Raw genomic sequence first — 23,299 nt, 5'->3', positions numbered from 1 at the left:
CGCGCGCCTCCCTCGAACGGAGGATTCGCCGGACCTCCCACAGTGGGGGGCGGGTCGGGGCCGACCGGTTCCGGCTGCTCCCACGCACCGACTTTCGTCGGAGGTCGCCCGGTCCGGCACCGGCGCGCGACCGCTCCGCGGGGACGGCACGGGGCGTTGGGACCCTCAGGCCCCCCGCGTGCCGATCCGGACGAACTCGTCCTGGCTGATGAGCAGGTCGTGGTCGGTGTCAACGTCGAGGGCGAAGGCGTGCAGAGCGCTCATGCGGTCGAGTCCCAGGTCCCGCTCGGCGTACGCCAGCCACTCGTGGATGTTGATGGAGCCGTCCTGGTCCGTGTCGAGCCGGGTGAACAGGTCGCGCGCTTCCTGCTCGGTCGTGGCGCTGGGCAGAAACTTCTCGGGCATGGTGGTGCGCTCTTCCTCGTTCGCGGGGTCGGCCGAGGCGGAACCGTCGGCGGTACGTGTGCCCATCGTCCCACCGGAAGGGACCGCTGCGCCGCCGGAGTCCTCGGGTGCGGTCTTCGCGGTGGTGCGCACCTGGTTCTCTGGGGCGTCAGGAGGACTGGCGCCGCGCGCGCCACTCCGGGGCGAGCACCGACCAGACCTCCATGTCGTGGCGCTCGCCCCGGTAGACGTAGCTCTCCCGCAGCACGCCGTCCCGCGTCATGCCGAGCCTTCGGGCCACGGCGACGCTGGCCTCGTTGGCCGACGAGGCGTGCCACTCCACCCGGTGGACGCCCCGCTCCTCGACGGCCCAGTCGATGATCCGCCGCGCGGCCCTGGTCACCAGCCCGCGTCCCACGGCTGACGGTTCCAGCCAGCAGCCCGCCTCGGCGGTTCCGTGCGCGAGGTCCATCGTGCGGAAGAGGACGCCGCCGAGCAGCCGCTCACCCGACCAGATGCCGTAGATGCCTCCTGTGTCGGTGGCGGCCTTCTCCGCGTACGAGCGCAGGTAGGACCGGCTCGACTCCAGGTCCACGATGACGTCCGGGAGCGCGATGTAGCGTCCGATGAACTCGCGCCCCCGGTCGATGTTGGCCAGGAACTCCCCGGCGTGCCGGGGTTCGAGCGGGCGCAGTTCCGCGCCGTCCGCATCCAGGGGTAACGCGAACATCGCCGACCTCCATAACCGATCCGCACACATGGTGGACGGGATCATCCCATGGTGGTGTTGTCGGACTCCGCCCCGGGTCGCGGTCGGCGATCTGTCGGCCGTACTGCCTTCCGGCACGGCGGCGGCTCGCGGCACGACCGGTTCTCCGGCGGGTGAGTCCGACGAACTCCGGGACCCGGCGCGTCCCGTACGGCTGGGACTCAGCTCCACATGTGCACCCCAGGGGGTCTCACGAGGCTGCGTGGCCGCTCAGCCGCGCGGACCCTCCCAGCGGCCGCCGACCACCTCGGGCACCAGGTCGAACCGTTCGAGGAACGCCTGGACCAGCTGCTCCACGTCGCTGGAGCCGGACGCGCACCACGCCTGGTGGCCGCTGTTGAGCACGGACAGGAACACCGAGGCCAGGACCCCCGGGCGCGGGTCGGTGACCGGATCCACGCCGGTGCGCTCGCCCAGCGCCAGGGCCAGCCGCTCCTGCCTGCGGTGGCAGTAGCGCATGTTGACCTCGATCAGCTCGGGGCTCTCGGACACCAGTCCCATGGCGCTGCCCTGGAGGTGGAGCGTCTCGCGTTCGAGGTAGGCCCAGTGGTCGAGCATCGCGTTGCGCAGCGCGGTGAACGGCGGCTCCTCGGCGGGGCGGGCCAGCAGGGCGGCGAACAGCTGCTCGTCGATGTCCTCGACCGCCTCCAGGACCACGTCCTCCTTGGAGCCGAAGTAGCGGAAGAACGTGCGCTGGGAGACCCCGACGCAGGAGGCGATCTCCTCTGTCGTCGTCCGCTGGTAACCGTTCTCGTGGAACAGGCGCAGCGCCGACTCCATGAGGGACTCGCGCAGCCGGGCCTTCTTGCGCTCGCGCAGCCCGAGCTGCTCCTCCGGTTCGGCGCTCGTCGTGCTCATGGACGTGCCTCCCGCGTGTTGGCTCTGCCCGCTGATTCCGGCTCTGTCGACCGAGGATACCGTGTGAAACAGATTACGTCAGTGGCTGACAAAACGCACTTGCTGCAAAGAGTCAGTGACAGACATAATCATGCGGACGACGACATCGGCACCGGCACGCAGGGGGAACCATGACCGCACAGACCGTCCCGAAGGCGGCTCCGGAGACGGGGACGGAGCGGAAGCAGCGCTGGACGGAGAGCCCCTGGGCGACCCTGGTCGCCATCGCCTTCGGCGTGATGATGGTGGCGCTGGACGGCACCATCGTGGCCGTCGCCAACCCCGCGATCGGCACGAGCCTGGGCGCCTCGCTGGCCGAGCTCCAGTGGGTGACCCACGGCTACCTGCTCGGCCTGGCGGTCTTCCTGATCACGGCGGGCAAGATCGGCGACCGCTTCGGCTACCGCAACACCTACCTCGTGGGCGCGGTCGGCTTCGTGCTCAGCTCGGTGGCGATCGCGCTGTCGGCCGGTGTCATCATGCTCGTCGCCTTCCGGGTGCTGCAAGGGATTTTCGGAGCGCTGCTCCTGCCCTCGGCGATGGGCCTGCTGCGCGCCAGCTTCCCGCCCAGCAAGCTCGGCCGGGCCTTCGGCGTCTTCGGCAGCCTCATCGGCGCCGCCACGGCGGGCGGCCCCATCCTGGGCGGCGTACTGGTCGGCTCCTTCGGCTGGGAGTCCGTCTTCTACATCAACGTCCCGGTGGGCGCGGTCGCCCTCGGACTCGGCCTGTGGCTGCTGGCCGCCAACAAGCCGACCGACGCCGGAAGCCGGATGGACGTCCCCGGCATCGTGCTGCTGAGCATCGCCATCTTCGCCCTGGTGTGGGCACTGGTGGAGGCGCCCAGCGTGGGCTGGGGCCACCCCGTCACACTGGGCTCGCTCGCCGTCGCGGCGGTCTTCGCCGTGGCCTTCCTGGTGTGGGAGCGGCGTCCGGAACAGCCCCTGCTCCCGCTCGCCCTGTTCGCCAACCCCTCGGTCTCCATCGGCGCCGTCCTGACGGTCGCGATGGCGCTGAGCCTGATGGGGTCGCTGTTCTTCATCACCTTCTACCTCCAGGGCGTGCGGGGCATGAGCCCCGCCCAGACCGGCCTCCAGCTCATCTCCATGACCGCGCTGATGGCGGTCACCTCGCCGATCGCGGGCCGGGTCCTGGACCGGGTCGGCGCCCGGCCGCCCACGACGGTGGGCCTGCTGCTGGCGTCGGCGGGCATGTTCATGCTGTCGCTGCTGCGGACCGACACGGGAGTGCTCTACATCTCGGCCGCGTTCGTCCTGCTCGGCATGGGCCTGAGCCTGATCATGACCGGCGCCACGGCGGCCATCATCGGCAACGCGCCCGTGCGCTACGCCGGTGTGGCCTCGGCGGTGCAGCAGGCCGCCATGCAGCTGGGCGGCTCGCTCGGCACGGCGGTCCTGGGCGCGGTCATGTCCGCGACCATCGTCGCCACCCTGCCCGGCCACTTCGCCGCCGCGGGGCTGGCCGAACCCGCCGCCGAGGAGTTGGCGGGCATGCAGAGCGTCGTGGCCCAGGGCGGCGCTGTGCTGCCCGAGGGCGCGACCCCGGAGGTCGTGGCGGCCGTGACCGGGGCCAGCAACCTGGCGTTCATGGAAGGACTGCAACTCGCCTTCACCATCGCGGCGGCGGTGATGCTGGTGGCGGCGGTGCTGTCGCTGTTCATGCGCTCGGGCAGGATGACCGACGGCCCGGCCGTCCACATCTAGCCGGGAGCGGGGTCCGGTCCGGTACACGGGAGCGCCGGGCCGGACCGGACCTGCGGAGACGCTGGGCCGGGTCCGCGGAGGCGTCGAACCTGGTCATGGGCCCACCGGTGCCGCACGGGCTCGCGGGCACGCCGGTGGCTCCCCGGCCTTGGGGCACGCCGGGGCGGCCTCGGACCCCGGGCACGCCCGTGCCGCTGGAGGCCGCGGGCCCCTGCATCCAGGAAACCGCGAAGGAGGAGGCGGCCCCACCCCTTGCGGACAAGGGCGGGGCCGCCTCCGACGTGTCGCCTCCACTGTGCGGTTCCGGCCGCACCCCGCCGGGGGAGTAGGGCGTGACGGGAGTTCCTGCGTCGTCCGGCCCCCGGGGTCAGGGCGGCCCGGGGTCGAAGACGGCGTGTGTGCCCACCCGGCGCCAGATCACGTGCGGCTTGCCCGGGAAGCGCTCATCGCCGTACTCCCACGTGGCACGCCCGTCGGGAGCCCAGGTCATCTCGTAGACCCCCGGGGCGCCCTGCACGCCCTTGACCCGCAGACCGGGGCGGAACTCTCCTTTTTGCACGTCGGGCGCGAACTCGGTGGTGACCACCTTCCGGAAGCGCTCCACCTGTTGACGGGTCAGTTTCTTGAAGTCGGCCCGGAACCGGGGGGTGGTGGCGAACGTGGCCAGTGTCCTCAGCGCTCCCCGTCTTCCAGAGCGTCGAACATCGCCTCCGCGTCCTCGAACTCCTCGGTCAGGCCCGCGGCGATCTGCTCACTGGCCTCGTGCTCGCCCCGCTGCCAGTCGCGGTCCCAGAACCACGCCTGGTCGGCGGGCACCGAGGTCATGCCCCTGAGCGTGACCTGACCGTTCTCCGCGATGGCGAACTCGACCTCGTCGCCCTCACGGATGTGCAGGGCCTCAGCGATCTCGCGGGGCAGGGTGACCTGGTTCTTGCGACGCATCACCGCACGCCGACGTCTCGCCTTCGTCTCACTCATGGATGGAGTCCTCCCTGGTGGGCCTGCCCCGGAGCTTCCCTTCTCCCGAGCAGGACTCTTGCACTCCGGGTCTCCCTCCCGGAGTCACAGCTCCAGCATGACTCCAACAGTCGGACAGTTCAACTTTCCTACCGGAGATTCGCGGCGCGGTCGCCCAAGTGGAGGAGCGAAGAGGCGGCCCCACTCCCTGCGGACAAGGGCGGGGCCGCCTCCGACGTGCGCGTTCCCGGGCGGCAGACTTCGCGGAGCGGCAACCTGTGCCGCCCTGCCATCCGTACGACCCGACAGGGGGCTTCTCTTGAACGACCGCACCGGCCAGCACCGGGCCTATCTGGACGAACTGTTCGGGCTCACCGGCCGCCGCGCCCTCGTGACGGGAGGGAACTCGGGCATCGGCCGCGGTGTCGCCGAGGCCCTCGGACGCGCCGGGGCGAGCGTGCACCTGGTGGCCCGCGACGCCGGACGCCTGGCCCAGACGGCGGAGGAGTTCGCCGCCCGGGGCATCGAGGTCAGCACCACCCCGGTCGACCTGGCCGACCGCGACGCGCTCGGGGAGCTCTGCGCGAGTGAACCGGTGACGGGGGCGGACATCCTGGTGACCTCGGCCGCGGTCAACCACCGGCCCCCGCTGGGGGAGACGCCGGAGGAGGTCTGGGAGGAGACACTGGCGGTCAACCTCACCGCGCCGTACCTGCTGGGCCAGGCGTGCGGGCCGCGGATGGCCGGGCGGGGCTGGGGCCGGATCCTCAACATCGGCTCCCAGCAGTCGTGGAGCGCGTTCGGCGACTCGGGGGTGTACGGCGTCAGCAAGGCCGCCGTCGGCGGGCTCTCACGCTCCCAGGCCGAGGCGTGGTCGCCCCACGGCGTCACCGCCAACACCATCATTCCCGGTTTCGTGGTCACGCCGATGACGATGCACACGGTCGCGGTGCCCGGCCGGGAGGAGGAACTCGCAGCCCGCACCATGGTCGGCCGCAACGGCCTCCCCCGCGACTTCGCCGGTCTGGCGGTCTTCCTCGCCTCGGACGCCTCCGCCTTCGTCACCGGGCAGATGCTGGCCGCCGACGGCGGGCTCAGCGTGCACTGACCCGTGGCGCGGGAGTACCCGGGAAACCGCGGAGGAAGAGGCGGCACCACCTCTGGACAAGGGTGGGGCCGCCTCCGCTGCGCACGGTGACGCCGACCGCGACCGACCGTCCTGGCTGTCCGAAACCCCTCCGGGCCCGGACCGGCGGCTCAGGTCGTGTAGTCGGCGTTGATCCGGATGTACCCCTCGGTCAGGTCGCACCCGTAGACCGTGAAGGCGCCGTCGGCGATGCCCAGGCCGACGCCGATCACCACCTCGTCGCCCTTCATGTGCTGGGCGGCGCGCTCCAGCACCTCGTCCGTGGCCTCCGCCGGGTAGGTCTCCACGTCGCCGAAGGAGATCCGCACGTTGTCGGGGAGGATGTCGGTCTCCTCCTCGCACTTGCCGACCGCCATCGTCACCCGGCCCCAGTTGGGGTCCGCGCCGTGCACGGCGGTCTTCACCAGCGGGGAGTTCACCACGGCCTTGGCCACCCGCTTGGCCTGGGCGTCGTCGCGCGCGCCGGTCACGCGCACCTCGATCAGCTTGCTGGCGCCCTCGCCGTCGGAGGCGATCATCCGCACCAGCCTCAGGGCCACCTCGTACAGCGCCGCCTCGAACTCCGCCGCGTCCACCGGCCCGGCCAGCCCGTTGGCGAACACCGCCGCCGAGTCGCTGGTGGAGGTGTCGGTGTCGATGCTCAGCGCGTTGAACGTGCGGTCCACCACCCGGCGGAACACCTCGTCCAGCACCGGCTGCTCCAGCTCGGCGTCGGTGAAGAACCAGGCCAGCATGGTCGCCATGTTCGGCTCGATCATGCCGACGCCCTTGGCGATGCCCGTCAGCGTCGCCCCGCCCACCGTCGCCGAGGCGGTCTTGGGCCGGGTGTCGGTGGTCATCATCGCCGCGGCCGAGCGGTCCAGGTCCGCCGGGGGGAACTCCTCGGGCAGCGCGTCCAGGTAGGCGCGCACCTTCTCGATCGGGTACGGGCGGCCGATCACGCCGGTGGAGGCGACCAGCACCTCCTCGGGCGGCACCCCCGCCGCCCGCGCCACGCGCTCCTGGAGTTCGTGGGCGTGGCTGTCGCCGACCCTGCCCGTGGCCACGTTGGCGTTGCGGGCGATCACCGCGACCCCCCGGGCGCTGCCGTCGGCCGCCGAGCGGCGGCTGAGCAGCACGCTGGGTCCGGCGAACCGCGACCGGGTGAACACGGCGGACACGCGGGCGGGGACCTCCGACACCACCGCGAAGAAGTCGTCGTTGGGGTCCTTGATCCCGATGTTTCCGGCCACGCCGCGGAAACCTGCGGGCACGGGGGTCTGGCTGCTCATCGTCCTCCTCGGGGCTTCTCCGGCGCCAGACTACTCCGCCGTGCGCAGCGACCCTCATTACGGCTGCGACCTGCGGGGGTTTCGTCCTGTGCACCTCCGGGACCCGTGTGACAACAACCTGATAACGGGGTATCGCCGGAAGACGAGACCACCCGGGGGGAGGCGTGTTGTGCGTGATGGTGACTGGCTCACGGAGACAGGGGCGCGGATTCGGGGCGTTCTGAAGGTGATGGTGGACGCCGGGTGGCTGCCCGGCGGGGCCGCTGTGATCGGTACCGGCGGCATGTGGGAGTTCGTCGCCGTCGGCCGCATCGACGGCGAGCACGACACCGCCCCGGACGTGGCCTACGACGTCGCGAGCCTGACGAAGGTCATGGCGACCTGGCCGCTAGTCGGCCAGGCGGTCGCCGAGGGGATCATGGACCTGGACGCCCCCATGTCGGAGTACCTGGACGTGGACCACCTGCCCGGCGCGGAGGTCACCACACGGCAGATCCTCACCCACACCGGCCGCCTCAACCCGGTGACCTGGCTGGAGAGATACGTGGGCACCGACCAGGACCTCGCGGAGGCCATCCTCGCCGACCCCTTGGAGGAACCCGGTTACGCCTACGTCGACCGCGGGTTCATCCTGCTCGGCATGCTCCTGGAACGCCTCTACGGCACAGGCCTGGACCGGCTGTCCCGCGACCTGTGGGAGCAGATGGGCATGCGCTCCACCGCATTCGGCCCCCTGACGCGTTCGCCCGGTGTGGCGCCCACCGAGCGCCGCATCCCCGGAGCCGCCCCCACCTGGGGGGTGGTGCACGACGAGGCGGCCGCGCTGATGGGCGGCGTGGCGGGTCACGCCGGGGTGTTCAGCACCGCCATCGACCTCGGCGCGTTCACCCGGGAGATCCTGCGGATGCACGACGGGGGCCAGGGGCCGGTGCCCTCCTCCTACGTGCGCGCGAGCTGGCAGCCGCACGTGGACGCGGGGGCGAGGCTGTGGCGCGGCCTGGGCTGGCTGGTCACCCCGGAGGGGGTGGTCTACCACAACGGTTTCACCGGGACGAGCCTGTTCATGCACCCGCAGAGCGGCCGGTACGTGGGCGTGCTCACCAACGCCGTGCACTACGGGCGCGACCGGACCGGGCTGGTGGACCTGCGGTCGGCCGCGCGGTCGGCGCTCACGCCGCAGGCGCACGAGTCCTCGTCCTGAGACGGGCGGCGACGGCGCACGCGGGCGTTGGGAGCGCACCCACGCGGCGGACCGGGGCCGGGACAGGGGCGGCTGCGTCGGCAGGGAAACCCCACACGCCGCACCGCCCGCGTTTTCGGTCGACGCGTGCGCGCGTCACGTCCCGGCGGCGTCCTGCCCGAAGGCGTCACGTCCCGGGGACGTCACGCCCCCGAGGCGTCGCGGATCGCCTCGGCGAGTGAGCCCAGGAGGTCGGCCAGCCCCGCGGGGCCGGGGACGACCAGGTCGGCGGCCTCGGCCACGGCGGTGACCTCGTCCGAGGACGAGCACACGTTCAGGCCCTCGACGCCCTGGGACCGCAGGCCCACCACGGCGTCGAACGCGGGCAGGTCGCCGAGGTCGTCACCGGCGTAGAGCAGCGCGCGCGGGCCCGTCTCTGCGACGAGCGCGGTGAGCGCCGCCCCCTTGTCCACACCCTGTGGACGGAGCTCGACCACCATCCGGCCCGGCTCCACCTGGAGGTCCGACCGCCGCGCCAGTTCGCTCAGGGAGGGCGTGAGCAGGGCGAGCGCGCCGTCCGGGTCGGCGGTGCGCCGGGTGTGCACCGCCAGCGAGCGCCCCTTGTCCTCGATCCAGGTGCCCTCCGGGGCGCCCAGGTCGTCGAGCAGGCCGGGCAGCTCCTCGCGCACCACCGCCACGCCGGGCGGGGCGGGCGCCGCGGCCACACGCCCGCCCTCCCAGCGCTCGGCGCCGTAGTGGCCCAGGACGGTGATGCCGGGCACCCGGTCCAGGCCGCCCAGCCGCACCGCCGTCTCGGCGGGGCGGCCGGTGACCACGGCGACCGAGCCCAGGAGCCCGGCCAGGTCGGCGAGCACGTCCACGATCCCCGGGTAGGGGGCGGACGTGCGCGGGTCGGCGACGATGGGCGCGAGCGTGCCGTCGAAGTCGAAGGCGGCCAGCGCCCGCTCGGGGGCGGCGAGGAAGGCGTCGAGCGCGGTGCGTCCGGCGTCCGTGCTGGGTTGGGGCAGGGACATGGAGGGCCTTTCCGGTGGGGCCGCTGATGCGGGCCGGGCGGGACCGCCAGACTACCGACGCGCCCCCGCGCCGGCGGGACCCCACCGCGTGTGTGACGGTTGTTCCAGCGGATGTCCGCGCTGTGTCGGGCGCGCGGTCGGCCTCGTGGGACGGCGCTGCCGCTCTCCGCCGCGGGGGTGACCCGGGTGGAGGGCGCCGACGGGACCGCGGGTGTGGTCACCGGGGCGCGGGGTGGGTAGGAACGACCCAAAGAAGAGGGATACGGGAAACGTCAGAGCTGGATGCCCAGCTGGCGTGCGTTGCGTTGGCGGCGGCGGTCGGCGCGCAGCCGACGCAGCCGCTTGACGGTCATCGGGTCGAAGGCGAGGGCCTCCGGCCGTTCCACCAGCCCGTTCAGCAGCTGGTAGTAGCGGGTCGCGGAGAACCCGAACTCGTCGCGGATCGCCTGTTCCTTGGAGCCCTCGAACTTCCACCACTGGCGTTCGAAGGCGAGGATGCGCTGCTCGCGCTCGGCGAGGGCCGACTGACCGTCTTCGGTCGGACCGATATTCGGCATGGGACACCCCCTGGACGGGAAATTGGTTTGTCCGGATCGGCCCGACTCATGCTAGCGACTCGACATGCCGGATGAGGAGCCGAAACCACAGGACTGGCACCAGGGATACAGTTACGTTCTCTACCCCTCAGGCCACTTGTCCACGCCTGAATCCTGTGCACGTGACAGAATTGCCGGGGTCCGGCCAGGGCCGCGTGGAACGTCGACCGCATCGTTCGAGGGAGCCTGACGTGCTCGGGGGCAACAGCCGCAACAGGATACACACACGCCGCGCCCGTGGCGGGGCCAGCGCGGTCTTCGCGGCCGCCACCGCCGCCGTCCTCGGTCTGACCGCGGCCCCGGCCGCGGCGGACCTGGTCCCCGACTACCGACCCGAGCAGTGGGGGCTCCAGGCCGTGGGAGCGCCGCAGCTGTGGGAGGAGAACCGGGGCCAGGGCGCCACGGTCGCGCTTCCGGGCGTCTCCGTCGACGAGGGGCACCCGGACCTGGTCGACAACATCCAGCTGGACACCCGGTTCGGCGAGAACGACGGCGACGTCGAGCAGGGCAACGCCGCGGCCGGACTGGTCGCGGCCCACGGACACGGCAGGGACGCCGACGGCGGCGTCCTGGGCGTGGCGCCCGAGGCCACCGTGCTCGTGCTGCCCACGGGGGACCAGCTCGCCGAGGCCGTGCGGTTCGCCGCCCAGGAGGGCGCACAGGTCATCCTGCTGCCCGAGCCCGCCGGACCCGACCTCGCCGAGGCCACCCAGGAGGCCTCCTCCGACGGCGCGCTGGTCGTCGGCCCGGCGGGGGAGGACGAGGACCCCAACGTGCTCACCGTCGCGGGGACCGACCAGGACGGAGCCCTCGTCCAGGGTGCGCCCGGGGCCGGGATGATCGCGCTGACCGCCCCCGGGGCCGACCTGGTCACGACGGGGCCGGAACCGGGCCAGGCCGAGGTGACCGGGGCTCCCTACGCCGCCGCGATGGTCGCCGGGGCCGCCGCCCTGATGCGCGCTGAGCACCCGCAGCTGCGGCCCGACCAGGTCCGCGACGCCCTGGTGGACGGTTCGCAGCCCGGCCCCGACGGCCTGCCCGCGCTGCACCTGCCCAGCGCGGAGCAGCAGGCGTCCGGAGTCGCCCAGGACATCCCGCTCATCGACGAGGACCTGGCCGGGCGGGGCGACCAGTCGGGACTGGTGCCCGCGTGGGCGTGGTTCGTCACCGTCGGCGCCGTGGTGGTCCTGGGCGTGCTCATCCTGGTCGTGTGGGTGCGCCGCTCCACCGCCGACCCCTACGGCGTGAAGGCCGAGCGCCGCGAGCAGGACGAGGAGATCGCCGCAGAGCGCGCCGCCGAGGCCGCGCCGGCCAACCGCCGCCGCAAGGGCGGACGCCGCCGCAAGACGCGCGGCAACTGAGCGGCTGCCGGGCTCGCGTACCCGTCCGTGCCCGCCCCTCGGGGAGGGCACGGACGGTTCCAGCTCCGGACGCCCCGGCCCGATTCCCGCGCTCGCGTTCCGCGACTCCCCGCGGCGGTCTGCCCTGGTTCCCCGCCCTCGCCGTGACGCCCCGGTTCCGGACGCCCTGCCACACCCCGGTTCCGGTTCCGGACGCGCCGTAACCGGCGGGCGCACGGCACCACCGGTGTGGTACCGCTCACACCCCCTGCGCGGAGGACGGGGCCGATAAGCACTGGCGTCCGGCTTCGCCCGGCGGATAGCGTCCTCACCGCCGGGCGCCCCGCCCCGGGCGCGCCCACGACAGGGCGGAGAGCATATGACGCGCATGGCCGACGGCAGCGCTGGCGACGCCGACTACGGTGTCATCGCCCGCACCTACACCGACCACCGCCGCCCCGACCCGCGGATCGCGGCCGCCGTGCACCGCGCGCTCGGTGACGCGCGCACGGTCCTCAACATCGGTGCGGGCGCGGGCTCCTACGAGCCCCTCGACCGCGAGGTCACCCCGGTGGAACCCTCCGCCAGCATGCGGGCCAAACGCCCGGACACCCTGCCCGCGGCTCTCGACGCGGTCGCCGAGAGCCTCCCCTTCCCCGACGGGGCCTTCGACGCCGCCATGACCACGTTCAGCGTCCACCAGTGGCGCGACCTGGAGGCCGGGCTGGCCGAGGCCCGGCGGGTCACCGCGGGCCCCGTGGCCGTGCTCACCTGCGACCCGGACCTGGTGTGCGACTTCTGGCTCCACGAGTACGCGCCCGAGGTCCTGGACACCGAGGCCCGCCGCTACCCGCCGATCGCCGACCTGGCCGCGGGGCTGGGCGGCGCCACCAGCGTCGTGCCCGTCCCCGTGCCCCTGGACTGCTCCGACGGGTTCAACGAGGCCTACTACGGGCGGCCGGAGGGCCTGCTGGAGGTGGGCGCGCGCCTGTCCTGCTCGTCGTGGAGCTTCGTGGACGAGGCGGTGCACGAGCGGTTCACCGCCCACCTGTCCCGGGACCTGGCCGACGGGACCTGGGACCGCCGGTTCGGACACCTGAGGGGAGTGCCCGAGCTGGAGGGCTCGCTGGTGCTGGTGGTGTCGGTCCCCGACTAGGGACCGGGGCCGCACGGCTCCGCCCGCCGACCCGGGGCCCGGCGGGCGCGCGCCGTGCGGACCCCCGGCCGGAACCGGACACCGGACACGGTGCGTGGTCGCCGCACGTCACGGACCCCCGACGGTCTGTCACGCCACGTCCGCACGTGCATATGTAAGCGACGCCGGGCGGGCTTGACGCGGACACCCGAGGGGACAAGGCTTTGGAGAATGTCACCCCTCGAAGCGTCTCCTCTGCCCTCTCGGGGCGAGCCGCGGGCCGGGACCGCGCCCGAGTTCCGCAACCTCGTCAACGGGCGCGTCCGCCTCTCCGAGTACGACCCCAAGTGGCCCTACCTGTTCCGGCGCGAGGACGGGAGGGTCCGCGCCGCCCTCGGCGACCGCGTGCTGCTCTTCGAGCACGTCGGCTCCACCGCCGTGCCCGGCCTCGCCGCCAAACCCTGCGTGGACCTGCTGCTCCTCGTCGCCGACTCCTCGGACGAGGCCGCCTACCTGCCCGACCTCGAAGCCGCCGGGTACCCCCTGGTGATCAGGGAGCCCGACTGGTACGAGCACCGGGTGCTCAAGGGCTCCGAGGTCAACCTCAACCTGCACGTGTTCAGCCGGGGGTGCGAGGAGGCCGAGCGCATGCGCCGCTTCCGCGACCACCTCATCGCCGACGCCGACGCGCGCGAGCGCTACACGGCGGTCAAGCGCGAGCTGGTCGGGCGGACCTGGGACCGCATCCAGGACTACGCCGACGCCAAGACCGACATCATCCGCCAGCTCCTCGCCGAGGCGGACGCCGGGAGGGGCGCCACCGGCTGAGCGGTTCCCGGCCGACCGGGCCGCGGCCAGGGGCGTGTACCGTCTCCCGACGGCGGACGCGCCCCGAGGCCTCCGGGCACCGGCGGTTCCGGATCCGCCGATCCGGGCGCACAGGCCCCGGGACCGCGCGGACGCGGCCCCGGCGGGCGCGACCGCGGGCGGAAACCGCGCGGACGCGCCCCGAGGCCTCCGGGCTCAGCCCAGTGAGCGCAGCTGGTCCTGGAACCACCGGCGCGGCGGCAGCGCCACCGCGGCCTCGGCCAGCCGCTCCCTGCGCCTGCGCCGCTCCTCACCGGGCATCGACAGCGCCTCGTGCAGCGCCTCCGCCGTCTCCACGGTGTCGTAGGGGTTGACCAGCAGCGCGTGCCCGCCCAGCTCGTCGGCCGCCCCCGCCTCGTGCGACAGCACCAGTACCGAGTCCCGCTCCGACAGGACCGGGCCCTCCTTGGCCACCAGGTTCATGCCGTCCCGGATCGGGTTGACCAGCAGCACGTCGGCCAGCTGGAACGAGGCCAGCGAACGCGGGTAGTCGTCGTTGACCTCCAGGATCAGGGGCGTCCACTCGGGGGTCGCGAACTCCTCGTTGATCTCCTTGGCGGTCCGCAGCACCGCGTCGGTGTACTCGCGGTACTCCGGCACGTCGCCCCGGCTCGGGTAGGCGAACGCCAGGTGGGTCACCCGCCCCCGCCACTCGGGGTGGGCGGTCAGCAGCTCGCGGTAGGCCTCCAGGCCCCGCACGATGTTCTTGGACAGCTCCGTGCGGTCCACCCGCACGATCAGCCTCGTGTCGCCGACCGCGTCCTCCAGGGTGCTCCGGCGCGAGGCCACGGCCGGGTCGGCGGCGCTCTGGCGCAGCCCCTCCCCGTCCGCGCCCAGGGCGTGCACGCCCACCCCGACCACCCGGCCGCCGTGCTCGACGGTGCGCCGCTCGAAGTCGACCTTCGCGCGCAGGATCTCCTCGCAGCAGCGCAGGAACGCGTCCGCCCAGCGCGGGCTGAGGAAGCCCAGCCGGTCCGCGCCCAGCATGCCCTCCAGCAGCTCGCGCGCGACCTGCCCGGGCAGCATCCGGAAGTACTCCGGGGGAGCCCACGGGGTGTGCGAGAAGTGCGCGATGCGCAGGTCGGGGCGGCGCGCGCGCAGGATCCGCGGCACCAGCGCCAGGTGGTAGTCCTGCACGGCGACGCGGGCGCCCTCGGCGGCACCGGCCACCAGGGCCTCGGCGAACGCGTTGTTGTAGGCGGTGTAGTCCTCCCACGTCCGCCGGAAGCGCGAACCGAAGGACGGCTTGTTGGGGGTGTCGTACAGCATGTGCTGCACGAACCACAGGGTCGAGTTGGCCACCCCGGTGTAGGCGCCGTCGAAGGTCTGCCGCGGGATGTCCAGCATGTGGACCCGCATGCCGTCCAGGTCGTAAGCCTGGTCCAGCCGGGCCTGCGGCGCCTCCGCCGCGGCCCGCCGGTCGGCGTCGGACAGGGCGGCGCACACCCAGATGCTGTCGATCTCGGTGGCGACCGAGATCATCCCCGACACCAGTCCGCCCCCGCCGCGCCGATGCTCCAGCGAGCCGTCGTCGGCGGTCGAGAAGGACACGGGCCCTCTGTTGGAGGCGATGAGGATCTGTGCCTTGTCCACGTGGTCGTCCTCTCGGAGAAAAAGCGATCGGGGTGGGGCGGTGGTGAAAGGGGGTCGCATCCTATGTCTCGCCTGTCGACAGCCGCCCCAAACCCCGCGCGGGTCAGCGGGGGTGCGCGTCACACGTCCGGCGCGCCGGGGGCGCTCCCTCCCGTCCCGGACCAGCACCGTCTCACCATGTGAGCCGTTTCGTGTTACCCGGGTCACCAGGCGTGGAAAACCGGCCGACACCTCCGTTACAGTTGCGGTGCGGATCCGACAGGACCAGCGCAAAACTTCATATTGCTCATCCAGAGGGGTGGAGGGACCGGCCCTGCGAAGCCCCGGCAACCATTCCAGCATGTGACACCCGCGAACCCGCGGGACGGCTGGGACAGGTGCCAACTCCGGCCTGGGGACAAGGTGTCCGCCAGGAAAGATGAGGGGAGACGCCTCGCCATGGCGATTGCCGCCACCGAACCCACCGCCGCCCGCTCCTTCGGCCCCGGCACCGCGCTCTCCTGTCGCGAGTGCGGCGAGCGCTACGAACTCACCCCCCGGTTCGCCTGCGAGTTCTGCTTCGGCCCCCTTGAGGTCGCCTACGACTTCGGGACCGTCACCCGCGCCGACATCGAGAGCGGCCCCAAGAGCATCTGGCGCTACCGCTCCCTCCTGCCCGTCCCGGCCAACGTCGCCGAGCTGCCCAACATGGCCCCCGGCCTGACCCCGCTGGTCCGGGCCGACCGCCTCGCGGCCGAGCTGGGCCTGGACTCCCTCCACGTCAAGGACGACTCCGGCAACCCCACGCACTCCTTCAAGGACCGCGTGGTCGCCATCGCCGTCGAGGCCGCCCGCACCTTCGGGTTCACCACCCTGTCCTGCTCCTCCACCGGCAACCTGGCCGGAGCCGTCGGCGCCGCCGCCGCGCGCGCCGGGTTCGAGTCCTGCGTGTTCATCCCCGCCGGGCTGGAGGAGGCCAAGGTCGTCATGGCCTCCGTCTACGGGGGCAAGGTCGTGGCCATCGACGGCAACTACGACGACGTCAACCGCTTCTGCTCCGAGCTCATCGGCGACCCGGTGGGCGAGGGCTGGGGCTTCGTCAACGTCAACCTGCGCCCCTACTACGGCGAGGGCTCCAAGACGCTGGCCTACGAGATCGCCGAGCAGCTCGGCTGGCGCCTGCCCGAGCAGATCGTCGTCCCGATCGCGTCCGGCTCCCAGCTCACCAAGATCGACAAGGGCTTCCAGGAACTGGTCAAGCTCGGTCTGGTCGAGGACCGCCCGTACCGGATCTTCGGCGCCCAGGCCACGGGCTGCTCCCCGGTCGCGCAGGCCTGGGACAAGGGCATCGACGTCATCCAGCCGGTCAAGCCCGACACCATCGCCAAGTCTCTGGCCATCGGCAACCCGGCCGACGGGCCCTACGTGCTGGACATCGCCAAGCGCACGGGCGGATCGGTGGAGCACGTGGGCGACGACGAGATCGTCGACTCCATCAAGCTCCTCGCCCGCACCGAGGGCATCTTCGCCGAGACCGCCGGCGGCGTCACCACCGGCGTGCTGCGCAAGCTCGTCCGCGAGGGCAGGCTCGACCCGAAGGCCGAGACGGTCGTGCTCAACACCGGTGACGGGCTCAAGACCCTGAACGCCGTCGACGCCGGGGTGAGCGCCACGATCAAGCCGTCGCTGAGCGCCTTCACCGACGCCGGTCTGGCCTAGACAGCGTCCTCCGGGGCCTTCCGCTCCGCTTCGGCCCGCCCGTCGCCCGCCATCGCCCGCAGGGGCGCTGCGCGACGAGGCGGGCCAGCGCCCCCACCGGACGCTAAGCGCAGCACCTTCGTCGTTCGGGCGTCCGAACGACCCCTCCGGTGCCGAGTCCCCGTAAGAACAGGCTCAGGCCGCCCCGACCACCCGTCATCTCCCACGAGTAAGGAAGTCCGCCATGAGCGCCAGCGTCCGCGTGCCCACCATCCTGCGCACCTACACCAACGACGCCTCCGAGGTCTCCGCCGAGGGCGCCACCCTGGCCGAGGTCCTCGACGACCTGGAGGCCAACTACCCCGGCATCCGCGCCCGCATCCTGGACGACAACGGCAAGGTGCGCCGCTTCGTCAACGTCTACATCGGCGACGAGGACGTGCGCTTCGAGAAGGGCCTGCAGACCGAGGTCGCCGACGGCGCCCAGGTCTCCATCATCCCGGCGGTCGCCGGGGGCTGCTGAGCCCCGTCGTGAGGGGCGGCCGCGGCGCGACAGGGCGCCGGGGCCGCCTTTTCGCCGTTCGTCGGGACCCCGCGCGTGCGCTCCGGAAAACCCGGTGCGCCCGCGACCGCCGCTCCCTAGCCTGGGCGCATGGGCATCGAGATCCGGCTGTTCCGGGAGTCCGACAGGGAAGCGGTCATCGCTCTGGCACTGCGCGCGTGGGAACCGGTGCACGCGTCGCTGCGCCGGGTCCTGGGGGAGGAGGTCTACCCGGCCCTGGTCCCGGACTGGCGGCGCAGCCAGTACGACGAGGTGGCCGGGAGCGTCGACGCCGGGGACCAGCGCGTGTGGGTCGCCGAGGCCGACGGCGAGGTCGCGGGCTTCGCCACCGCCAGGATGCTCCCCGACGACGACATGGGGGAGATCCACCTGCTCGCCGTCGACCCCGACCACCAGGGGCGGGGCGTGGGGGCGGCGCTGACCGGGGCCGCCACCGACTGGATCCGGGAGCAGGGCGCGGCGGTGGCCATGGTCGAGACGGGCGGCGACGACGGTCACGCCCCGGCCCGCGCCACCTACGAGCGCGCCGGTTACACCGCGCTGCCGATCGTGCGGTACTTCCGCAAGCTGTAGTGGCGCGGGGGAGCGGCCGCGGCCGGGCCCGGGCCCGCCGAACCGCCTCGTCGCTGCTCGTAGGCTGGAGGGGATTCCGGTCGAACGAGGGTGGAGATGTCGGCGACACGGCTGTTGGTCCTGGGTGTGGTGCGCATGGAGGGGCAGGCCCACGGGTACCGGGTGGGCCGTCAGCTCCTGGACTGGGGCACCGAGCACTGGGCCAACATCAAGTGGGGTTCCATCTACCACGCCCTGCGCAAGCTCTCCCAGGAGGGCAGACTGCGCGAGTTCGTGGCCGAGGGGGACGAGGTGGTCGACCGCGTCTCCTACGCGATCACCGAGGACGGCGAGGCCGAGCTGCACCGCCTCATCCGCCGGGGGCTGACGCGCAGGGAGGACCCCGCGATGCTCTTCGCGTCGGTCACCCTCATGACCGCCCTGCCGCGCGCGGAGGTCGTCGCGCTGCTGGAACAGCGCCTGGAGCTGCTGGAGAGGACCGAGGACGAGCTGCGCCCCTCCGAGGACTGGGGCAAGCCCGTGCACGTGCGCGAACTCTTCGGCCTGTGGCGGGGCACGCTCGGGGCCGAGGCCCGCTGGACGCGTGGACTCGTCGCCTCCCTGCGGGCCGGGGAGTACACCATGGCCGACGACGGCCCCGATGCCTTCGGGCTGCCCCCGGTGCCGGGAGCGGTCGCCCGCGACCGCTGACCCGGCGGCCCTCCCGCTCCCGCCGGCTCCGCCGCCCCCGCTTCCCCCGTCCGCGCGGGCCCCGCCGACCAGGCCGGATCCCCGGAGGGCGGACCGAGCTCTTATTAAACTTTGAATATCCCGCCCGGTGGTGCACACTCTCTCTCGTACTCAAGTTTTAATAAGGAGAGGGATGATCCACACACGCGGGCTGACCCGGGACTTCCGGGTCGGCAAGGAGGTCGTCCAGGCCGTCCGCGGCGTCGACATCGACGTCGCGGAGGGCGAGCTGGTCGCCCTGCTCGGACCGAACGGCGCGGGGAAGTCGACCACGCTGCGCATGCTCACCACCCTGCTCGAACCCACATCGGGCACCGCCGTGGTCGCGGGGCACGACGTCCGCGCCGCGCCCGCCGAGGTGCGCCGCAGGATCGGCTTCGTCGGCCAGGGACACGGCGCCGGAGAGGACCAGCGGGCCCGGGAGGAGCTGTACACGCAGGGACTGCTGTACGGACTCGACCGGCGCACCGCGCGCCGCCGCGCCGACGGGCTCCTCGACCAGCTGGAGCTGGGCGGCGCCGCCGACCGCGAGGTCACCAAGCTCTCCGGCGGACAGCGCAGGCGCCTCGACATCGCCATGGGGCTCATCCACGAGCCGGGGCTGCTGTTCCTGGACGAGCCCTCGACCGGACTCGACCCGCACAGCCGCGCCAACCTGTGGGAGCACATCACCCGGCTGCGCGAACGGACGGGCACCACGGTCGTGCTCACCACCCACTACCTCGACGAGGCCGACGACATGGCCGAGAGGGTCCTGGTCATCGACCACGGCAGGGTCATCGCCGACGGCACCGCCGACGAGCTCAAGGGCAAGGTCTCCGGTGACCTGGTCACCCTCACCGTGCCGGACGCCCAGCAGGCGCGCACCGCCGCCGGGATCGCCGAACGCGCGCCCTCCGCCGGGACCGCGGAGGTGCTCGCGGACGCGGGGCGCGACGCCGAGGTGCGCCTGCGCGTGGAACGCGGGGACACCGTGCTGCCCGAGCTGCTGCGCGGGCTGGACGCGGCCGGGGTCCCGCTGCTCTCCGTGCGGGTGCAGCGGCCCACCCTGGACGACGTGTTCCTGACCCTGACCGGACGCAGCCTGAGGGAGGAGGGGGCATGAGCTTCCACGAGGTGACCGGGATCCCGGCGGAGACGGCCGGGGCTGAGACGGCCGGGGCGCCCGCGGCGCGGGGTCCGGGCCTGGTGCGCGACACCGTGACCGTCTTCGCCCGCCAGATGCGGCCGTTCCTGCACCGGCCGCTGATGCTGTTCTTCGGCATGCTGCAACCGGTGCTGTACCTGGTGCTGTTCGCGCCCCTGCTGACGGGGCTGGCCGGCGCCGAGGGGCAGGACCCGTGGCAGTGGTTCGTCCCCGGCCTGCTGGTGATGCTCGGCCTGTTCACGGCCGGGTTCGCCGGGTTCGGACTGCTGCCGGAGATGTCCTCCGGAGCGCACGAGCGGCTGCTGGCCACCCCGGTGAGCCGGGTGTCGCTGCTGCTGGGGCGGGTCCTGCGCGACGTGGTGATGATGCTGGCGCAGATGGTGCTCATCCTCGTGCTGGTGGTGCCGCTCGGGTTCGAGGCGTCGTTGGCGGGCGCCGTCGTGGGGCTGCTCCTGCTCGCCGTCCTGGGCGCCGGGCTGGCCACGCTGTCCTACCTGGCGGCCCTGGCGGTCAAGCAGACCTACGTGTTCGCGCCCATCGTGCAGACGCTGATCATGCCGCTGATGCTGCTGTCCGGCGTGCTGCTGCCGATGGAGCTGGCGCCGCCGTGGCTGTACGCGCTCTCGCGGGCCAACCCGGTGGCCTACGTGGTGGACGCCGAGCGCGCCCTGTTCGCGGGGCAGTGGGACGCCTCGGTCGCCCTCGGCTGGGCCGTGGCGGTGGTGCTGGCGGTCGCCGCGCTGGCCGGGGGGTCGCGGGCGATGCGCCGCCTCAGCTCCTGACCCGGGCGCCGTGGAGCAGGGTCGGAGCGGGAGGGGAGCCGCGCGCCGGGAGAGGCGGGAACCGGTGCGCGGCTCCGTCCGCTCAGCGCGGAAAACCCGCATGTCATACGGTGTTTGCGCAGGTAGATGCGGAAATGCCGGAATGGGAAATCGTGACCACATCGTTTGCACTCGCCGGGGTCGAGTGCTAAAAAGGGAACTGGTTAGCACTCGCCTTCACTGAGTGCTAACCGGATCGAGGCTGCGAGATCGCGGCTCCCGGCAGCAGGGTTGCCGGGAGGTTCCGCGGTCGTCCGTCGCGGGCGCATGCCTCGTCCCATCGCGTATCAGCCCGGTCACGGGAGGACAAGAACTCAATGGCAGCCAAACTGATCGCGTTCGACGAGGAGGCCCGTCGCGGCCTCGAGCGCGGCATGAACCAGCTCGCTGACGCCGTCAAGGTCACGCTCGGCCCCAAGGGCCGCAACGTCGTCCTGGAGAAGAAGTGGGGCGCCCCCACGATCACCAACGACGGTGTCTCCATCGCCAAGGAGATCGAGCTCGAGGACCCGTGGGAGAAGATCGGGGCCGAGCTGGTCAAGGAGGTCGCCAAGAAGACCGACGACGTCGCGGGTGACGGCACCACCACCGCCACCGTGCTCGCCCAGGCGCTCGTTCGCGAGGGCCTGCGCAACGTCGCCGCCGGCGCCAACCCGATCAGCCTCAAGCGCGGCATCGAGTCCGCCGTCGCGCGCATCAACGAGGAGCTCGGCAACCTCTCCAAGGACATCGAGACCAAGGAGCAGATCGCCTCCACCGCCTCGATCTCCGCCGGCGACCCCCAGATCGGCGAGACCATCGCCGAGGCCATGGACAAGGTCGGCAAGGAAGGCGTCATCACGGTCGAGGAGGGCCAGACCTTCGGGCTGGAGCTCGAGCTCGCCGAGGGCATGCGCTTCGACAAGGGCTACATCTCGCCCTACTTCGCCACCGACCTGGAGCGCATGGAGACGGTCCTCGAGGACCCCTACATCCTCATCGTCAACTCCAAGATCTCGAACAACAACGAGTTCCTGCCGGTTGTCGAGAAGGTCCTCCAGGCCGGCCGCCCGCTGGTCGTCATCGCCGAGGACCTGGAGGGCGGCGCCCTCCAGACGCTGGTCGTCAACAAGATCCGCGGCACCTTCAAGTCCGTCGCCGTCAAGGCCCCGGGCTTCGGTGACCGCCGCAAGGCCCAGCTCGGCGACATCGCCGTGCTGACCGGCGGCCAGGTCATCACCGAGGAGGTCGGCCTCAAGCTGGAGAGCACCGAGCTCGACATGCTCGGCCGCGCCCGCAAGGTCGTCGTCACCAAGGACGAGACCACCATCGTGGACGGCGCCGGTGACGCCACCGCGATCGCCGGTCGCGTGAACGAGATCCGCAACGAGATCGAGCGCACCGACTCCGACTACGACCGCGAGAAGCTCCAGGAGCGTCTCGCCCGCCTGGCCGGCGGCGTGGCCGTCATCAAGGCCGGTGCCGCCACCGAGGTGGAGCTCAAGGAGCGCAAGCACCGCATCGAGGACGCCGTCCGCAACGCCAAGGCCGCGGTCGAGGAGGGCATCCTGCCCGGCGGTGGTGTCGCTCTGCTCCAGGCCAGCGTCCCGGCCTTCGAGAAGCTGGAGCTGGAGGGCGACGAGGCCATCGGCGCCGACATCGTGCGCCGCGCCATCGCCGAGCCGCTCAAGCAGATCGCGATCAACGCCGGCCTCGAGGGCGGCGTCGTGGCGGAGAAGGTCAGGAACCTGGAGCCCGGGTTCGGCCTGAACGCCGCCACCGGCGAGTACACCGACCTGTTCAAGGACGGCGTCATCGACCCGACCAAGGTCACCCGCTCGGCTCTGCAGAACGCGGCTTCCATCGCCGGTCTGTTCCTGACCACCGAGGCCGTCATCGCCGAGAAGCCGGAGAAGGCCGCCGCTCCCGCCGGCGATCCGACCGGTGGCATGGGCGGCATGGACTTCTAGCAGGTCCGTGAGACCTCGGGCCCCCGGGCCCGCAGGTGTCTGAGGTCCGGATACGCGACCTCGCCCGCGACGACCGGGCGGCCCCTTCGGGGGCCGCCCGGTTTCGCCTTTTCCGGGCCCGGGGCCGGGCCCGGAAACACTGGGAACGCCGGGATCGCCGAAGCGGCACTGTCGTTCGCGGAAGGCCGGGGCTATTCTGCGAAGGGTCGGGCGGACGGGGACACGGAGCGTTACAGTTCCTGCTCGGAGGTGCAAAGCGAAATGAGTCTGGCTATGACGGAAGCCGACCCGGTGGTGGGCTTGTCTCGATGGGACTACTTGCTGAACACCTGGCAAGAGTTGGACGTGCCCGACGGTTGGCGGGCCGAGATCATCGATGACAACGGAGTCGTACTCGTGGCCCCCCCGCCTATGCCCCACAACATCATCGCGTCCTGGGTCCACAGGGCACTGCTTCTGGCTCTCCCCGACGGCTGGCACATCTTCCAGACGCTGGGGCTCCAGTTGCCGGTGGTCGAGAGGCTCTACATGCCGGACCTGGTCGTCATGCCGGTGTCGGCCGCAAAGCAGGCGCGTATTCCCTGTCCAGCGGACGAGGCGGAGCTGGTGGTCGAGATCGTGTCCAAGAGCAGCAGGGACACCGACCGCGAGAAGAAGCTGTGGGGCTACGCGCACGGTCCGGTTCCGCTCTACCTGCTGATCGACGCCTGGGACGAGACGGGGCCGTCGGTCACCCTCTACGAGCAGCCGGGCGACGGCCGCTACAACCACGCCACCACCGTGAACTTCGGGGCCAAGATCGGGCTGCCGAAGCCCTTCGACATCGAACTCGACACGTCCGAGTTCCCCGGCCCCGACCAGTGGCCTTCCTGAAGAGGCGGACACAGCGCTGGTCTGGGAGTGACAGCCCATCAGGTTTCTGCCCAGGCTAGTGGCCTTCCTGAGGACGC

The 23,299-nt window shown here is 72.2% G+C and carries 23 protein-coding genes and 1 riboswitch; of the genes, 14 read left to right on the top strand and 9 right to left on the bottom strand.

Annotation, left to right across the window (positions count from 1 at the left end; all coding sequences use genetic code 11):
- Nucleotides 1-165 precede the first annotated feature (165 nt).
- The 3 genes from EV372_RS07285 to EV372_RS07275 all read right to left on the bottom strand — a co-directional run bounded on the left by EV372_RS07285 (nt 166) and on the right by EV372_RS07275 (nt 2,011).
- Nucleotides 166-471 (bottom strand): EF-hand domain-containing protein, encoded by a 306-nt coding sequence (locus tag EV372_RS07285; protein ID WP_130395372.1) that lies wholly within the window; start codon nt 469-471, stop codon nt 166-168.
- An 82-nt stretch (nt 472-553) separates the two neighbouring features.
- Nucleotides 554-1,114, bottom strand: coding sequence for a GNAT family N-acetyltransferase (locus tag EV372_RS07280; RefSeq protein ID WP_130395371.1), 561 nt, complete (start codon nt 1,112-1,114; stop codon nt 554-556).
- Between the two features lie 249 nt (nt 1,115-1,363).
- Nucleotides 1,364-2,011 (bottom strand): TetR family transcriptional regulator, encoded by a 648-nt coding sequence (locus EV372_RS07275; protein ID WP_130395370.1) that lies wholly within the window; start codon nt 2,009-2,011, stop codon nt 1,364-1,366.
- A gap of 170 nt (nt 2,012-2,181) precedes the next feature.
- Between EV372_RS07275 and EV372_RS07270 the strand changes: the two genes are divergently transcribed.
- The gene (locus tag EV372_RS07270) at nt 2,182-3,771 is read left to right on the top strand and encodes an MFS transporter (protein WP_130395369.1); all 1,590 of its coding nucleotides are present in this window, start codon (nt 2,182-2,184) and stop codon (nt 3,769-3,771) included.
- Between the two features lie 367 nt (nt 3,772-4,138).
- Here the strand turns inward: EV372_RS07270 and EV372_RS07265 are convergent, their stop codons facing one another.
- Both EV372_RS07265 and EV372_RS07260 read right to left on the bottom strand, forming a co-directional pair.
- Nucleotides 4,139-4,375 (bottom strand): hypothetical protein, encoded by a 237-nt coding sequence (locus EV372_RS07265; RefSeq protein ID WP_486484105.1) that lies wholly within the window; start codon nt 4,373-4,375, stop codon nt 4,139-4,141.
- Between the two features lie 68 nt (nt 4,376-4,443).
- A complete protein-coding gene (locus tag EV372_RS07260) occupies nt 4,444-4,713 on the bottom strand; it encodes an AbrB/MazE/SpoVT family DNA-binding domain-containing protein (protein ID WP_130398804.1) in 270 nt (89 codons plus the stop codon).
- Between the two features lie 334 nt (nt 4,714-5,047).
- On the opposite strand from EV372_RS07260, the gene EV372_RS07255 reads away from it, so the two are divergent.
- On the top strand, nt 5,048-5,836 hold the full coding sequence (locus EV372_RS07255; RefSeq protein ID WP_130395368.1) for an SDR family oxidoreductase: 789 nt from the start codon (nt 5,048-5,050) through the stop codon (nt 5,834-5,836).
- Between the two features lie 149 nt (nt 5,837-5,985).
- On the opposite strand, the gene argJ is transcribed toward EV372_RS07255, so the two are convergent.
- Nucleotides 5,986-7,146, bottom strand: coding sequence for a bifunctional glutamate N-acetyltransferase/amino-acid acetyltransferase ArgJ (argJ, locus tag EV372_RS07250; protein ID WP_130395367.1), 1,161 nt, complete (start codon nt 7,144-7,146; stop codon nt 5,986-5,988).
- A gap of 169 nt (nt 7,147-7,315) precedes the next feature.
- Here argJ and EV372_RS07245 point away from each other — a divergent pair, with 169 nt between their 5' ends.
- Nucleotides 7,316-8,347: a serine hydrolase domain-containing protein gene (locus EV372_RS07245; protein WP_130395366.1), complete on the top strand. Its 1,032-nt coding sequence runs from the start codon at nt 7,316-7,318 to the stop codon at nt 8,345-8,347.
- 182 nt (nt 8,348-8,529) lie between these two features.
- On the opposite strand, the gene otsB is transcribed toward EV372_RS07245, so the two are convergent.
- A complete protein-coding gene (otsB, locus tag EV372_RS07240) occupies nt 8,530-9,360 on the bottom strand; it encodes a trehalose-phosphatase (protein ID WP_130395365.1) in 831 nt (276 codons plus the stop codon).
- A 272-nt stretch (nt 9,361-9,632) separates the two neighbouring features.
- The gene (locus tag EV372_RS07235; RefSeq protein WP_013155209.1) at nt 9,633-9,917 is read right to left on the bottom strand and encodes a DUF3263 domain-containing protein; all 285 of its coding nucleotides are present in this window, start codon (nt 9,915-9,917) and stop codon (nt 9,633-9,635) included.
- Nucleotides 9,918-10,147: 230 nt separating this feature from the next.
- On the opposite strand from EV372_RS07235, the gene EV372_RS07230 reads away from it, so the two are divergent.
- From EV372_RS07230 to EV372_RS07220, 3 genes are all read left to right on the top strand, one after another.
- Entirely contained in the window at nt 10,148-11,317 is a 1,170-nt protein-coding gene (locus tag EV372_RS07230) for a S8 family serine peptidase (protein WP_130395364.1), read from the top strand.
- A gap of 358 nt (nt 11,318-11,675) precedes the next feature.
- The gene (locus EV372_RS07225) at nt 11,676-12,452 is read left to right on the top strand and encodes a class I SAM-dependent methyltransferase (protein WP_130395363.1); all 777 of its coding nucleotides are present in this window, start codon (nt 11,676-11,678) and stop codon (nt 12,450-12,452) included.
- Nucleotides 12,453-12,662: 210 nt separating this feature from the next.
- The gene (locus EV372_RS07220) at nt 12,663-13,259 is read left to right on the top strand and encodes a GrpB family protein (protein ID WP_130395362.1); all 597 of its coding nucleotides are present in this window, start codon (nt 12,663-12,665) and stop codon (nt 13,257-13,259) included.
- A gap of 195 nt (nt 13,260-13,454) precedes the next feature.
- On the opposite strand, the gene EV372_RS07215 is transcribed toward EV372_RS07220, so the two are convergent.
- A complete protein-coding gene (locus EV372_RS07215; protein WP_130395361.1) occupies nt 13,455-14,891 on the bottom strand; it encodes an alpha,alpha-trehalose-phosphate synthase (UDP-forming) in 1,437 nt (478 codons plus the stop codon).
- 283 nt (nt 14,892-15,174) lie between these two features.
- A riboswitch (SAM riboswitch) is annotated at nt 15,175-15,316 on the top strand.
- Between the two features lie 13 nt (nt 15,317-15,329).
- Between EV372_RS07215 and thrC the strand changes: the two genes are divergently transcribed.
- The 8 genes from thrC (at nt 15,330) to EV372_RS07175 (ending at nt 23,222) form a co-directional block, all read left to right on the top strand.
- Complete coding sequence (thrC, locus tag EV372_RS07210) at nt 15,330-16,589, top strand: threonine synthase (protein ID WP_013155204.1); 1,260 nt, start codon at nt 15,330-15,332, stop codon at nt 16,587-16,589.
- A 223-nt stretch (nt 16,590-16,812) separates the two neighbouring features.
- The gene (locus tag EV372_RS07205) at nt 16,813-17,091 is read left to right on the top strand and encodes a ubiquitin-like small modifier protein 1 (RefSeq protein WP_130395360.1); all 279 of its coding nucleotides are present in this window, start codon (nt 16,813-16,815) and stop codon (nt 17,089-17,091) included.
- Nucleotides 17,092-17,220: 129 nt separating this feature from the next.
- On the top strand, nt 17,221-17,703 hold the full coding sequence (locus tag EV372_RS07200) for a GNAT family N-acetyltransferase (protein WP_130395359.1): 483 nt from the start codon (nt 17,221-17,223) through the stop codon (nt 17,701-17,703).
- A gap of 96 nt (nt 17,704-17,799) precedes the next feature.
- The gene (locus tag EV372_RS07195; RefSeq protein ID WP_130395358.1) at nt 17,800-18,393 is read left to right on the top strand and encodes a PadR family transcriptional regulator; all 594 of its coding nucleotides are present in this window, start codon (nt 17,800-17,802) and stop codon (nt 18,391-18,393) included.
- A gap of 172 nt (nt 18,394-18,565) precedes the next feature.
- Entirely contained in the window at nt 18,566-19,537 is a 972-nt protein-coding gene (locus EV372_RS07190) for an ATP-binding cassette domain-containing protein (protein WP_130395357.1), read from the top strand.
- Nucleotides 19,534-20,361, top strand: a complete 828-nt coding sequence (locus tag EV372_RS07185; RefSeq protein ID WP_130395356.1) for an ABC transporter permease — start codon at nt 19,534-19,536, stop codon at nt 20,359-20,361. Before EV372_RS07190 ends, EV372_RS07185 begins: the two co-directional genes overlap by 4 nt.
- A 356-nt stretch (nt 20,362-20,717) precedes the next feature.
- Nucleotides 20,718-22,349 (top strand): chaperonin GroEL, encoded by a 1,632-nt coding sequence (gene groL, locus EV372_RS07180; RefSeq protein ID WP_061079459.1) that lies wholly within the window; start codon nt 20,718-20,720, stop codon nt 22,347-22,349.
- Between the two features lie 261 nt (nt 22,350-22,610).
- On the top strand, nt 22,611-23,222 hold the full coding sequence (locus EV372_RS07175) for a Uma2 family endonuclease (RefSeq protein ID WP_486484104.1): 612 nt from the start codon (nt 22,611-22,613) through the stop codon (nt 23,220-23,222).
- The last annotated feature ends 77 nt before the right edge of the window (nt 23,223-23,299 follow it).

It is taken from the genome of Nocardiopsis sp. CNZ308 (assembly GCF_004217075.1).
Note: the sequence above shows the minus strand (reverse complement) of the source record. Positions and strands in the feature narration are given on the sequence as shown.